Origin of the sequence: Tardiphaga sp. OK245, assembly GCF_900108575.1 — a bacterium.
Lineage (GTDB): Bacteria > Pseudomonadota > Alphaproteobacteria > Rhizobiales > Xanthobacteraceae > Tardiphaga > Tardiphaga robiniae.
Map to the genome: position 1 here is coordinate 164,191 of NZ_FNWZ01000001.1, position 12,048 is coordinate 176,238.

The window sequence follows — 12,048 nt, forward strand, 5'->3', positions numbered from 1 at the left end:
CCCCTCCCCCGAGGTCGATCGAGGCAGACGCTAAAGGAAGGGCGTTTCAACTTGGTGAACGAAAGTGCAATGCGGCGGCCCGCCGCATACGCCATGCGTTAGCCGCTCCGCGCGTCTTCCAGCGCCTGCGGTGTATCGATATCGAGGAAGGCGCCGTGACCTTCGACCGCCACATCGGCAACGGCTTCGGCGTGCTTCATGATCAGGTGCCGAGCGCCGATATCGCCGTCCAACGTCATCAACTCGTTGAAGAAGCGCCGAGACCACAACACGGGATTACCGCGACGGCCCTCGCTTACAGGGACGACGATGAGGTTGCCGCGATCCGGCGCGAAGGCTTCGATCAACCGGTCGATCAAGCGGGCATCGATCAGCGGCATGTCGCCGAGACAGACCACAGCTCCATTGGCATCGGCCGGGACCGCCGCGATGCCGGCTTTCACCGAACTGGCAAGGCCATCGGCAAAATCAGGGTTGTAGACGAACGTGACTTTGAGTCCGGCCAGCGCCTTCTCGACCTCTGGCGCCTGATGACCTGTCACCACCGTTACGCTCGACGCTTTCGATGCGATCGCCTGTTCGGCGACGATCCGGACCAATGCCTTGCCGTTGAGTTCGGCGAGCAGCTTGTTCGGCCCGCCCATTCGGGTCGAGCGGCCCGCAGCCAGAACGACCGCCGCGACATTGCTGTTGCCGTCGCTGCCAACGGGCACGCGCGGTTGCGGCCGGGTGACGATTTCCATCAGCAGACCGCCGACGCCCATACCGGTGAGATCGGCGCGGGTAACCTTGAGGCCGGCCAGCAGCCGCATCAGCACCCAGTCGAAGCCGTTCTCAACTGGGGAGCGCGCACAGCCCGGCGCACCCAGCACCGGCACGTTGCCGGCCCTGCCGATCAGAAGCAGATTGCCGGGATCGACCGGCATGCCGAAATGTTCGATGGCGCCGCCGATTTGCTCGATCGCCGACGGAATGACGTCACGGCGGTCGGCAATGGCCGAGGCGCCGAACACAATCACCAGCTCGGCGCCGAGCCCGAGCAGTTCCTTGATTGTTTTCGCCAGCACTTTCTCGTCGTGCGGCACGCGGCGCTCGGCGATGATCTTCGCACCAGCAGGCGCAAGGCGCTCTTCGGTCACACGCAGTGTCTTGTCGATCACCTTCGGCGACAGCCCCGGCAACAGCGTCGAGACGATGCCGACTTTCTTGACCGTGTAAGGCGCGATTCTCATTGCGCCGCCCGAGGCAACCTGGACGGCCGCGTCGCGCAGCGTACCGGCGACGCCGAACGGGATCAGCTTGACGGTCGCGATCATCTCGCCTTCGACCACCGGCTTGTAGGCCGCCAGCGTTGCAAAGGTGATCGCTTCATCGACCGCATTGATGCGATCGACGATGGCGCGATCGACGACCAGCACGCCCGGCGCCCCCGCAAACAGATTGGCGCGGCCCGTGAAGGCGCGCTCAACATTGACGCCCTCGCCCGCCACTGCCTGCGCGATGCTGGCGGCTGCGACGTCCTCGGACACGTCGCCCTCTTCGAGACGTACGACGACCACGTCCTTGACGCCCGCGCCGGTCAGCGCGGCGACTTCATCGGGACCGATAGTGGTTCCCTTCTTGAGAACAAGCGAGCCCTGACGCAGTGTGTGGACGGTCACGCCGCCAAGTGCATCCGCCGGACTGGCGGGACCGAACTTCATGGGTTGCTCACTTTGGACAATTCCGCGGGTATCGTCTTGGGCATCCGTAGTTCGGCGGTGATCTCGGCCATGATCGAGACCGCGATCTCCGATGGCGAAACAGCACCGATATTGAGACCGATCGGCGCCTTGATCCGCGCGAAGTCAGCCTCGCTGACGCCCTGCGCCTTCAGCCGGTCGCCGCGCTTGGCGTGGGTTTTTCGCGAGCCCAGCGCGCCGATATAGAAGCAGTTATTCTCGAACGCGTGCAGCAGCGCGGGATCGTCGATCTTCGGATCATGGGTCACGGCGACGAAGGCTGTGTAGTGATCGATGTTGAGGCCCGGCAGCGCCTCATCCGGCCATTCGGCGATCAGCTTCACGTCCGGGAAACGCTCGGGGCTGGCAAAGGCTGTGCGCGGATCGACCACCGTCACATCGTAATCCAGCGACCGCGCCAGCGGCGCCAAAGCCTGGCTGATATGGACGGCGCCGATGATCACGAGCCGCGCGGTCGGCGCGTAGACGTTGAAGAACAGCTTCGTGCCGTCAGCCTCGACCATCGCGCTCTTGCCCATGCGGAGCTGCTTCTCGAGCTCGGCATGCAGCGGATCGGCGCCGAAATCGGCGGCCTTCACCAGGCGTTGTGTTCCATCGGATATATCGGTGATCAAAATAACGGGGCGCCGAGCGGCGCGTTCCGCGTTCAGGGTGGCGAGCGTCTCGGCTTTCACGACTGCCCCACCTTCTCGACGAACACGCGGATGGTGCCGCCACAGGACAGGCCGACATTCCACGCGGTCTCGTCAGCCACGCCGAATTCGAGCAATTTGGGCTCGCCACTCGCAATCACATCGAGCGCCTCGGTGACCACGGCGCCTTCGACGCAACCGCCGGAGACCGAGCCCAGGAAGGTGCCATCGTCATTGATGACGAGATTCGAGCCTGCGGGACGCGGCGCCGAACCCCAGGTCTCAACCACGGTGGCCAGCGCCACGCCGTGCCCGGCCCTCTGCCACGCCTCGGCGGCCTGCAGGATGTCTTCATCGCGATTGAGCATGGAAGCCTCTCTTAAGCTGCGGGCCGGATCAGGCTGCGGTGATGGACCGGGGGCGCCGATGACAGCGCCTTGATCAGTCCGTCGATCGAACTCAAATTATGTACCGGGCGGAATTCGTCAACGTGCGGGAGCATCATTTTGATGCCCTGAGCTTTCGGCTCGAACCCATCGAAGCGCAACAACGGGTTGAGCCAGATCAGCCGCCGGCAGGAGCGATGCAGCCGGTCCATCTCGAAGGCCAGTTGGGAATCCGCCTCCCGCTCCAAACCGTCGGAAATTAGCAGCACGATGGCCCCTTGGCCGAGCACGCGGCGTCCCCACAGCTTGTTGAAGTTGTGCAGCGACGCGGAAATGCGCGTGCCGCCGGCCCAGTCTTCCACCGAGGCCGAGCATGAGGCGAGCGCCTCGTCGGGATCGCGCGAGCGCAGCGCCCGCGTCACATTGGTCAGCCTTGTGCCGAACAGGAAGACCGAGACGCGCTTGCGGGCGTCCGTAATGGCATGAAGGAAGTGCAGGAACAGCCGGGTATATTCACTCATCGAGCCGGAGATATCGAGCAATGCGACAATCGGCGCCGGCTTATCGATCAGGCCTAGTCTGCGGATATCGATGATGTCGCCGCCCGTGCGCAGGCTGCCGCGCAGCGTGCGCCGCAGATCGAGCCGCGCGCCGTGCTTGTCCGGCTGGGTGCGGCGCGTGCGCAGTTCAGCTTGCGGCAGTCGCATATTGGCGATAGCGCGCGTGACTTCGGCGATCTCCGCTGCGCTCATCTGCGCAAAATCCTTCTTCTGCAGCACTTCGCGGTCGGAGACCGAGAGCCTGATCTCCTGCTCCTGCGGCGCCTCTCGCTCTGTGCCCTGCGCCGGCTGCGCCATCGCCTCCTGCACGCGGCGCGAGGCCGGCGGCGGCTTGCGCTTGGCATCGTCGGGCAGCGGCACCGAATCCAGCATCTGCTTCCATTCGTCGGCCGCACGGAAGAACAGATCGAAGGCCTGGGCAAACACCAGCGCATGCTCGTGGCGTTTGACGAAGATCGCTTCCAACGTCGTAAACACGTCAGCGCGCTTGCCGATCTCGATCATCTGCAAGGCATTCAGCGCATCGATCACCGCACCCGGCCCGACCGGAAGCCCGGCGGCGCGGAGCGCACGCGCAAAGCCGATGACATTATCTGCCATCTGGCCAGTCGGTGGGTTGAGATGGTCGATGGGCAAACCTAACTCCGTCGTTGCCTCTACCGTCATTCCGGGGCGAACGCGCCCTCGCGTTCGAACCTCAGCCACTCCAATTGGAGTGGCGGGGAATCCCGCAATGTTTTGCACGATGAACATCTCGAGGTTCCGGGTTCGACGCAAGTGCGTCGCCCCGGAACGACGAGCGTGTTAGGTGTCGCTCGTCGCTTCCTTGATCACCTTCGCCAGCGCATCGCCCTGCATGCGCTGGATATCGTCCTGATACTTCAACAGCGCGCCCAGCGTATCGCCCACCACCTGCGGCGTCAGCGAGCGGGCGTCGAGTTCGGTCAGCGCGGTCGCCCAGTCCAGAGTCTCGGCAACGCCCGGCGACTTGTAGAAATCCTGATCGCGCAGTGCCTGCACGAATCTCACCACCTGCTGCGAGAGCTTTGCGGAGATGCCTGGCACCCGCGACTTGACGATGGCGAGTTCGCGCTCGGCGTTGGGATAGTCGACCCAGTGATACAGACAGCGCCGCTTCAGCGCGTCGTGAATCTCGCGGGTGCGGTTCGATGTGACGATGACGATGGGCGGGGCCGGCGCCTTCACGGTGCCGAGTTCAGGAATGGTCACCTGAAAGTCGCTGAGGATTTCGAGGAGATAGGCTTCGAACGCCTCGTCCGCACGATCGAGTTCGTCGATCAGGAGCACCGGCGCGCCGTTGACGTCCGGCTCGAGCGCCTGCAGCAGCGGACGCTTGATCAGGTAGCGCTCGGCGAAGATGTCGCTGGCCAGCTGATCGCGGTCGGTATCGCCGGCCGCTTCCGCCAGACGGATCGCGATCATCTGCGAGGCGCTGTTCCACTCATAGACAGCGGACGAGACATCGAGACCTTCATAGCACTGCAGCCGGATCAGCTTGCGGCCAAGCGCGGCCGACAGCACCTTGGCGATTTCGGTCTTGCCGACGCCGGCCTCGCCTTCGAGAAACAGCGGCCGGCCCATTTTCAGCGAGAGATAGGTGACTGTCGCCAGCGAACGCTCGGCGAGATAGCCGCGCGATGTCAGCAATTCCAGCATGCCATCGACGGAGGTGGGGAGCGCCGATGGCTTAGTCATGAGAGAACCAATCCGGGAAAGTGCGGACCTGACAAATATCAGGCCCGGTTGTTGGCAGCTTCGACCGCACGCTTGGCCAGCACGCCGATCAGATGCGCGCGATATTCGGCGCTGCCATGGAGATCGCTGTTGAGGCCTTCGGCCGGCACCGTAAGCCCGTCCAGCGCCTTTGGCGAGAACCGCTTCTGCAGCGCAGCCTCGAACTCCTCGACGCGGAACACGCCATCCGAGCCCGCACCGGTGACGGTGACGCGCACGCCCGAGGGCAGACGCGCCACGAACACCCCGACCAGCGCGTAGCGCGAGGCCTGGTTGCGGAACTTGATATAGGCGGCCTTCTTCGGCACGGGGAAGGAGACCTTGGTAATAATCTCGTCGGCCTCCAGCGCGGTCGTGAACAAGCCCTGGAAAAATTCTTCTGGCTTCAGCTTGCGCTTGTTGGTGGTGATGGTGGCACCGAGGGCCATCACGGCTGCGGGATAGTCCGCGGTCGGATCGTTATTGGCGAGCGAACCACCTATGGTGCCCTTGTGGCGCACAGCGGGATCGCCGATCAGGCCGGCGAGCTCGGCCAGCGCTGGGATGGCTTCACCAACGATCGGCGATGCCGCGACGGCGGCATGCTTGGCCAGCGCGCCGATCACCAGCGAACGGCCCTTCATTTCGATGCCGTCGACGCCCTCGATATGCGAGAGATCGATGATGTGCGGCGGCGCGGCCAGACGCTGCTTCATGACCGGCACCAGCGTATGACCGCCGGCGATCAGCTTGGCGTCCTCGTTCTTGATGAGGAGATTGGCGGCCTGCCGCACGGTCGACGGACGATGATATTTGAATTCGTACATGGGTGGGATCCCTGATTCGCGGTGCGCGATTATCGTTGTGCGTCGTTATGCGAGATCGGACTTCGCCATCGCCTTGGCGCCGGCTGCGATCGACGCCACGATGTTCTGATAACCGGTGCAGCGACAGAGATTGCCTTCGAGTTCTTCGCGGATCAGGTGATCGCTGAGATCATGCCCCTTGCGATGCACGAGGTCGACCGCGGTCATGATCATGCCCGGGGTGCAAAAGCCGCACTGCAGGCCATGATGCTCGCGAAACGCCTCCTGCATCGGATGCAGCGGCGCACCGTCGGCGGCGAGGCCTTCGATGGTCTTCACCTCGTGACCGTCGGCCATGACAGCGAGCGTGGTGCAGGACTTCACGGCCTTGCCGTCGAGATGCACAACGCAGGCGCCGCATTGCGACGTGTCGCAACCCACATGGGTGCCGGTGAGCCGCAGATTCTCACGCAGAAACTGCACCAGCAATGTGCGCGGATCGATATTGCCGGTGACGGGATTGCCGTTCACGATCATCGAGATTTTGGCCATATGCACTCTCTTGGTCCGCGTCCCATTGCGTGGCGACACGGTCATTAAAATCATTCCAAATGCATAATATGGCCCATCCCGGCAATGAGCAACCTCAAGTCGGGACGGTCTCTGGTGTGTTTTTCTGCGGTATCAAGCACACTTGATCGCCGCTATCAGACGCTCCGCACCTTAGCCTTGAACGGCTTTGGCGAAATTTGCGAAGAACTCGTCGGCGATCTTCTTGGCCGAGCCGTTGATCAGGCGCTGACCGAGCTGGGCCAGCTTGCCGCCGATCTGGGCTTCCACATTGTAGGTCAGGAGTGTGCCGCCGTCCTTGTCGGTCAGACCGACGACAGCGCCGCCCTTGGCAAAGCCGGCGACGCCGCCCTCGCCCTCACCGGTGATCTTGTAGCCATTGGGCGGATCGAGATCGCTCAGCGTGACCTTGCCCTTGAAGCGGGCCGAGACCGGGCCGACCTTGATCTTGGCCGTGGCGCGGAAGCCGCCCTCCTCTGTAGTCTCGAGCTCTTCGCAGCCCGGGATGCAGGCCTTCAGCACTGCGGGGTCGTTGAGCTTTCCCCATACCACTTCGCGGGGCGCGGCAAGCTGGACTTCACCGCTCATCGTCATGGCCATGGGTCTGTCTCCTGAATTTGTCGCCGTCCGGAATTGAGGCTGTCATCCCCAAGGGATTGAACCCTCAATCCCAAGTAATGCACGGACGGCGCAAAGGAAAGACCGTCCGGCGAGATGGGGCGATGCCTATTCGCAGTGCAACAGACGACGGCGACAAGAAGATTGCGGGGGATTGGCAGACTCTCGCCGGAATGGTTAGGTCCCGCACAGATGAGCACATCCCTGTCCCCTCTGCTGGCACCCTTGTTGTCGAGCCCCGCGATGCGTGCGGTTTGCGATGATACCGCCCATTTGCAGCATATGCTCGACTTCGAAGCCGCACTGGCGCGGGCCGAGGCCGCAGTCGGGGTGATTCCCGCCAGCGCGGTGGCGGCCATCGAGGCCGCCTGCAAAGCCGACCAGTTCGATCTCGCTGCACTCGCCGATGCAGCCACGCGTTCCGGCAATCTCGCCATCCCGCTGGTCAAGACGCTCACCGCCAAAGTGGCGAAGGCCGACGCCGAAGCCGCGCGCTACGTACATTGGGGCGCCACCAGCCAGGACGTCATCGACAGCGCAACCATGCTCGGCCTGCGTGTCGCGATCGACGCCCTGCTCGCGGATCTCGACCGCGCCATCGCCGGCTTTGCAGCACTGGCGATCAAGCACCGCAACACCGCTGTGGTCGCCCGCACCTGGTTGCAGCACGCGCTGCCGATGCCATTCGGGCTGAAGCTCGCTGAATATGCCTCGGCACTGCATCGCTCGCGCCTGCGCCTGAAACGATTGCGCGCCGAAGGTCTCGCACTGCAATTTGGCGGCGCCGCCGGCACGCTGGCTGCGCTCGGCGACAAGGGGCTCATCGTTGCAGAGCAACTCGCCAAGGAATTGCAGTTGCCGCTCCCCGATGCGCCGTGGCACACGCATCGTGATCGTATCGCGGACGTTGCTTCGGTGCTGGCGATCCTGTCCGGCAGTTGCGGCAAGATCGCCCGCGACGTCTCGCTGATGATGCAGACCGATGTCGGCGAAGCGTTCGAGCCCTCTGGCGAAGGCCGCGGCGGCTCCTCCACCATGCCGCACAAGCGCAACCCCGTGGCATCGGCCTCTGCGCTTGGCGCCGCGACCATGGCGCCGAATCTCGCTGCAACGATCTTTGCCGCTCAGATCCAGGATCACGAACGCAGTGCCGGACCGTGGCACGCGGAATGGCCGACGCTGCCGACGCTCCTGCTGGTGACATCGGGCGCTCTTGCCGCCATTGTCGATATCGCCGAAGGACTCGAGGTCGACACCGAGCGAATGCGCCTCAATCTCGATGAAACCAACGGGCTCATTATGGCGGAAGCCGTGACCTTTGCGCTCGCCGAAAAGCTCGGCAAGAGCGACGCCCATCATCTGGTCGAGGCCGCCACCAAGCGCGCCGTCGCCGAGAAGAAACATCTGCGCGATATTCTCACGGCCGATCCCAAGGTCAATGCGCAGCTCAACGCCGCCGCCATCGCCAAACTGTTCGAGCCGATGGACTATCAGGGTGTCTCGCAAGCCCTGATCGACCGCCAGCTCGCCTCACTCAAGTAATAAAGAAACGCGGGAGACACACCATGCCCATGATCGACGCCCACGGCTGCCTGCTGAATGTCTCCGTGGAGGGCCGCGACAGCGGGCCGACGCTGATGATGTCGAACTCGCTTGGCTGCACCATGGCGATGTGGGAGCCGCAGATGCCGGCGCTGACAAAGCTGTTTCGTGTGATCCGCTACGATCGCCGCGGCCACGGCAAGTCCGGCATGAACGGCCCGACCTCGATGGAACGCTACGGCAAGGATGTGCTGGCGATCCTCGACGACCTCAACATCGATAAGGTGCACTGGTGCGGGTTATCGATGGGCGGCATGGTCGGCCAGTGGTTAGGCGCCAACGCGCCTGAGCGTTTCAACAAGATCATCCTGGCCAACACCAGCTGCTACTATCCGGATCCGACCAACTGGCATAACCGCATCAAGGCGGTGCGCGAGGGTGGCCTCAAAGCGGTGGCCGATGCCGTCATCGGCGGCTGGCTCACCGCCGACTTCCGCGAGCGCGAGCCAGAGACCACCGCGAAGATGAAGGCGATGCTGATCGCCTCGCCGGTCGAAGGTTATCTCGCCGCCTGCGAGGCACTGAGCACGCTCGATCAGCGCGCGCTGCTGCCCAAGATCAAAAGCCCAACGCTGGTGATCGCCGGCCGTCAGGACAACGCAACACCGGTTGCGGCTGGTGAACTGATCCGCAGCAACATCCCCGGCGCGAGCATGACTCTGTTGGACGCCGCACACATCTCGAACGTCGAACAGCCCTACGCTTTCACTGACGCCGTCGTTGGCTTCCTGACACAGCGCTGAACGGAGACCTAAGATGGACGAGCAACAGCGCGCCGCCGAAGGCACCGCAAAACGCCGCAAGGTTCTCGGCAATGCCTGGGTCGACAAATCGGCCGCCGGGAAAAACGCATTCAATGCGGATTTTCTCGACCTGATCAGCCGCTACGCCTGGGGCGAGATCTGGACGCGGCCGCATTTCGACGACCGCACGCGCCGCGTATTGGTGATCGGCACCATGCTCGCACTCGGCCAGTGGGACGAATTCCGCATGCATGTGCGCGCCGCCCTCACCGAAGGCGGCTTCACACCGGACGACATCAAGGAAATCCTGCTGCAACAGGCAATCTATTGCGGCGTGCCGGCGGCCAATCACGCTACCAAGGAAGCCGGAGTGATCATCAAAGAGCTCGGGCTGGCCATTTAGGCGACCTTTTATTTAGGCAACCTTCTGTAAAAGCTCCGCGTCGTTGGCTGCCTTGCCCGGCTGCCCGGGATCAAGCTCCTGCGCCGCCGCGCGGCGTAGCGGCGGCTCGATCGCCAGCAGCACTGCAGCGCCGAGCATCAACAGCAATTCTGTGATGTGCAGCCGCATCGCGGCGATCTCGCCGACCTTCGATGCCATCATCATGCTGGCGAACGAGATCACGCCGCCGATGCCAAGCGCCATCATCAACGCTTCGTCGCAGCCGCCCGTCTTGCGGATTTTCGGGCGTGTGATGAACACCAGGAATACCGTGAAGAAAGCAACCACCGTCAGCTTGCCGACGGCGAGCAGCCACGCATAGCGCACCGTGCCCATGCTGGAAAATTGCATGTAGTCGCTGAGAAACAGCGCCAGTGAAATATTGGGGCGCTCATAGAAGCCCTGGATCGGCGAGACCATGATGCGGAACGCGAAGATCGTCCAGGTCGGGATGAAATAGCAGGCGATCAGCGCGCCCGTGAACGTGCTGATCCGCCAAGTCTGAAACGTACCAGTCTGAAACGTGCCAGCCTGCAGAGTTCCACCCTGATGGGCTCCGGTCTGGTCTGCGCTGCTCTGATCCATCACGTCGTCCACCGCTCTGCCGGCGACTCGCAGGAGTCGCACGCCTGCGCCGACGTAACGCCCGTTCAATCAGACGGACAACGTAAACCAATTGGTAACCTTAATTCGAAAATTGCCGGGATAACGGCGGGGAAATACGATCGGGACTTGCCAAACGAAAAGCCCCGCCTTTCGGCGGGGCCTTCCACATGGGTCGCTGAGAACGACCCAAATCTCGATTGATGTCTGCCTGACGGCCTATCTCTGGCCCTGCCGGCCCGGGTCCTGCTCGTGGTCGGGCTTCATTCCACCGCCCTGCTGCTGACCGGGCTTCTGGCCCTGCTGCCCGGGGTTCTGGCTCTGCTGGCCTGGCTTCTGCTGACCGGGCTTTTGCTGGTTCTGATTGGACATTCTTCAATCTCCTGTGTTGAACCATTCAACGCCCGACAACGTGCAGCCCCGATCTTCGTTTCGGTTCCCACGTGATGATTGCAAGGCCGTTGCACGGCGCAACTGTGACATCGGAACAGCCGTAAATAAGGCGGGGGATTTGTGTGCGCTGCGGCGCAAGTGAACGGACGCCAATCGCCGCGAAAAACAGCATGTACAGGCTACTTTAGCCGCACCGGCCCCTGTTGCCGCCTCCAATGGCCGCTGTTAGAAAACGATACAACGACGCAATGATCCGGCTGCCGGATCATGGTGGCGCCTCACTCGAATTCGGCAGCGCATGGATTATTTCGCCCAGCAACTGATCAACGGACTCGTGCTCGGCTCCATCTATGGCCTGATCGCGATCGGCTACACGATGGTCTACGGCATCGTCGGCATGATCAATTTCGCCCATGGCGACATCTTCATGATCGGCGGCTTCATCGCGCTGATCACTTTTCTCATCCTGGTGTCGATCGGCCTTACCGCGGTGCCGGTGATCTTGCTACTGGTGCTTCTGGTCTCGATGGCAATCACCTCGCTCTATGGCTGGACCATCGAGCGCATCGCCTACCGTCCCCTGCGCCACTCCTTCCGCCTCGCGCCGATGCTGTCGGCGATCGGCATGTCTTTCGTGCTGACCAATTTCTCGCAGGTCGCACAGGGCGCCCGCGTCAAGCCGGTGCCGCCGATCATCACCGGCGGCTATACGCTGCATGAAGGCGCCGATGGTTTCGTGGTGCGCCTCTCCAACATCCAGATCATCGTGGTTATCACCACCATCGTGCTGCTGGCGCTGTTCACCTGGCTGGTCGCGCGCACGCGCCTCGGCCGCGACATGCGCGCTTGCGAACAGGACCAGACCATGGCCTCGCTGCTCGGCGTCGATGTGGACCGCACCATCTCCATGACCTTCGTGATCGGCGCTGCGCTCGCCGCCGTCGCGGGGATGATGTACCTGCTCTATTACGGCCTCGTGGATTTCTTCATGGGCTTCGTTGCCGGCATCAAGGCGTTCACGGCCGCCGTGCTCGGCGGTATCGGCTCGCTGCCCGGCGCCATGCTCGGAGGCTTGCTGATCGGCCTGATCGAGACATTGTGGGCCGCCTACTTCTCCACCGAATACAAGGACGTCGCCGCCTTTTCGATTCTGATCGTGGTGCTGATCTTCCTGCCGACCGGCCTGCTCGGCCGCCCCGAAGTCGAAAAAGTCTGAC

The 12,048-nt window shown here is 63.0% G+C and carries 14 protein-coding genes; 4 read left to right on the top strand and 10 right to left on the bottom strand.

What is annotated here, in order from left to right; translation table 11 throughout:
- Window positions 1-98: 98 nt before the first annotated feature.
- From BLW80_RS00775 to BLW80_RS00810, 8 genes are all read right to left on the bottom strand, one after another.
- Window positions 99-1,703: an NTP transferase domain-containing protein gene (locus tag BLW80_RS00775; RefSeq protein ID WP_093756446.1), complete on the bottom strand. Its 1,605-nt coding sequence runs from the start codon at window positions 1,701-1,703 to the stop codon at window positions 99-101.
- Entirely contained in the window at window positions 1,700-2,416 is a 717-nt protein-coding gene (locus BLW80_RS00780) for an XdhC family protein (RefSeq protein WP_093756447.1), read from the bottom strand. Before BLW80_RS00780 ends, BLW80_RS00775 begins: the two co-directional genes overlap by 4 nt.
- The gene (locus BLW80_RS00785) at window positions 2,413-2,742 is read right to left on the bottom strand and encodes an XdhC family protein (protein WP_093756448.1); all 330 of its coding nucleotides are present in this window, start codon (window positions 2,740-2,742) and stop codon (window positions 2,413-2,415) included. Before BLW80_RS00785 ends, BLW80_RS00780 begins: the two co-directional genes overlap by 4 nt.
- 11 nt (window positions 2,743-2,753) lie before the next feature.
- On the bottom strand, window positions 2,754-3,986 hold the full coding sequence (locus BLW80_RS00790) for a vWA domain-containing protein (RefSeq protein WP_093756449.1): 1,233 nt from the start codon (window positions 3,984-3,986) through the stop codon (window positions 2,754-2,756).
- Between the two features lie 138 nt (window positions 3,987-4,124).
- Window positions 4,125-5,036, bottom strand: a complete 912-nt coding sequence (locus BLW80_RS00795; RefSeq protein WP_093756450.1) for an AAA family ATPase — start codon at window positions 5,034-5,036, stop codon at window positions 4,125-4,127.
- Between the two features lie 38 nt (window positions 5,037-5,074).
- Entirely contained in the window at window positions 5,075-5,881 is an 807-nt protein-coding gene (locus BLW80_RS00800; protein WP_089264989.1) for an FAD binding domain-containing protein, read from the bottom strand.
- A gap of 45 nt (window positions 5,882-5,926) precedes the next feature.
- Complete coding sequence (locus BLW80_RS00805) at window positions 5,927-6,412, bottom strand: (2Fe-2S)-binding protein (protein ID WP_089264990.1); 486 nt, start codon at window positions 6,410-6,412, stop codon at window positions 5,927-5,929.
- A 171-nt stretch (window positions 6,413-6,583) separates the two neighbouring features.
- Window positions 6,584-7,030, bottom strand: coding sequence for an SRPBCC family protein (locus BLW80_RS00810; RefSeq protein ID WP_089264991.1), 447 nt, complete (start codon window positions 7,028-7,030; stop codon window positions 6,584-6,586).
- Window positions 7,031-7,240: 210 nt separating this feature from the next.
- Here BLW80_RS00810 and BLW80_RS00815 point away from each other — a divergent pair, with 210 nt between their 5' ends.
- Genes BLW80_RS00815 through BLW80_RS00825 form a run of 3 tightly spaced genes read left to right on the top strand, consistent with a single transcriptional unit; the run spans window position 7,241 to window position 9,796 of the window.
- The gene (locus tag BLW80_RS00815) at window positions 7,241-8,590 is read left to right on the top strand and encodes a 3-carboxy-cis,cis-muconate cycloisomerase (RefSeq protein ID WP_093756451.1); all 1,350 of its coding nucleotides are present in this window, start codon (window positions 7,241-7,243) and stop codon (window positions 8,588-8,590) included.
- A 23-nt stretch (window positions 8,591-8,613) separates the two neighbouring features.
- Complete coding sequence (gene pcaD / locus BLW80_RS00820; RefSeq protein ID WP_093756452.1) at window positions 8,614-9,393, top strand: 3-oxoadipate enol-lactonase; 780 nt, start codon at window positions 8,614-8,616, stop codon at window positions 9,391-9,393.
- Between the two features lie 13 nt (window positions 9,394-9,406).
- The gene (locus BLW80_RS00825; RefSeq protein ID WP_093756453.1) at window positions 9,407-9,796 is read left to right on the top strand and encodes a carboxymuconolactone decarboxylase family protein; all 390 of its coding nucleotides are present in this window, start codon (window positions 9,407-9,409) and stop codon (window positions 9,794-9,796) included.
- A 12-nt stretch (window positions 9,797-9,808) separates the two neighbouring features.
- Here BLW80_RS00825 and BLW80_RS00830 read toward each other — a convergent pair whose 3' ends face one another.
- Together BLW80_RS00830 and BLW80_RS30150 are read right to left on the bottom strand one after the other, a co-directional pair.
- Window positions 9,809-10,420: a hypothetical protein gene (locus BLW80_RS00830; protein ID WP_210185291.1), complete on the bottom strand. Its 612-nt coding sequence runs from the start codon at window positions 10,418-10,420 to the stop codon at window positions 9,809-9,811.
- Window positions 10,421-10,657: 237 nt separating this feature from the next.
- Complete coding sequence (locus BLW80_RS30150; protein WP_170849538.1) at window positions 10,658-10,810, bottom strand: hypothetical protein; 153 nt, start codon at window positions 10,808-10,810, stop codon at window positions 10,658-10,660.
- Window positions 10,811-11,129: 319 nt separating this feature from the next.
- Here BLW80_RS30150 and BLW80_RS00835 point away from each other — a divergent pair, with 319 nt between their 5' ends.
- On the top strand, window positions 11,130-12,047 hold the full coding sequence (locus tag BLW80_RS00835) for an ABC transporter permease subunit (RefSeq protein ID WP_092146777.1): 918 nt from the start codon (window positions 11,130-11,132) through the stop codon (window positions 12,045-12,047).
- The last annotated feature ends 1 nt before the right edge of the window (window position 12,048 follow it).

Coding starts and splice junctions, on each gene's coding strand:
- BLW80_RS00775 (WP_093756446.1), bottom strand. CDS start 1,703: ATGAAGTTCGGTCCCGCCAGTCCGGCGGATGCACTTGGCGGCGTGACC.
- BLW80_RS00785 (WP_093756448.1), bottom strand. CDS start 2,742: ATGCTCAATCGCGATGAAGACATCCTGCAGGCCGCCGAGGCGTGGCAG.
- BLW80_RS00790 (WP_093756449.1), bottom strand. CDS start 3,986: ATGACGGTAGAGGCAACGACGGAGTTAGGTTTGCCCATCGACCATCTC.
- BLW80_RS00795 (WP_093756450.1), bottom strand. CDS start 5,036: ATGACTAAGCCATCGGCGCTCCCCACCTCCGTCGATGGCATGCTGGAA.
- BLW80_RS00800 (WP_089264989.1), bottom strand. CDS start 5,881: ATGTACGAATTCAAATATCATCGTCCGTCGACCGTGCGGCAGGCCGCC.
- BLW80_RS00805 (WP_089264990.1), bottom strand. CDS start 6,412: ATGGCCAAAATCTCGATGATCGTGAACGGCAATCCCGTCACCGGCAAT.
- BLW80_RS00810 (WP_089264991.1), bottom strand. CDS start 7,030: ATGGCCATGACGATGAGCGGTGAAGTCCAGCTTGCCGCGCCCCGCGAA.
- BLW80_RS00815 (WP_093756451.1), top strand. CDS start 7,241: ATGAGCACATCCCTGTCCCCTCTGCTGGCACCCTTGTTGTCGAGCCCC.
- pcaD (WP_093756452.1), top strand. CDS start 8,614: ATGCCCATGATCGACGCCCACGGCTGCCTGCTGAATGTCTCCGTGGAG.
- BLW80_RS00825 (WP_093756453.1), top strand. CDS start 9,407: ATGGACGAGCAACAGCGCGCCGCCGAAGGCACCGCAAAACGCCGCAAG.
- BLW80_RS00830 (WP_210185291.1), bottom strand. CDS start 10,420: ATGGATCAGAGCAGCGCAGACCAGACCGGAGCCCATCAGGGTGGAACT.
- BLW80_RS30150 (WP_170849538.1), bottom strand. CDS start 10,810: ATGTCCAATCAGAACCAGCAAAAGCCCGGTCAGCAGAAGCCAGGCCAG.
- BLW80_RS00835 (WP_092146777.1), top strand. CDS start 11,130: ATGGATTATTTCGCCCAGCAACTGATCAACGGACTCGTGCTCGGCTCC.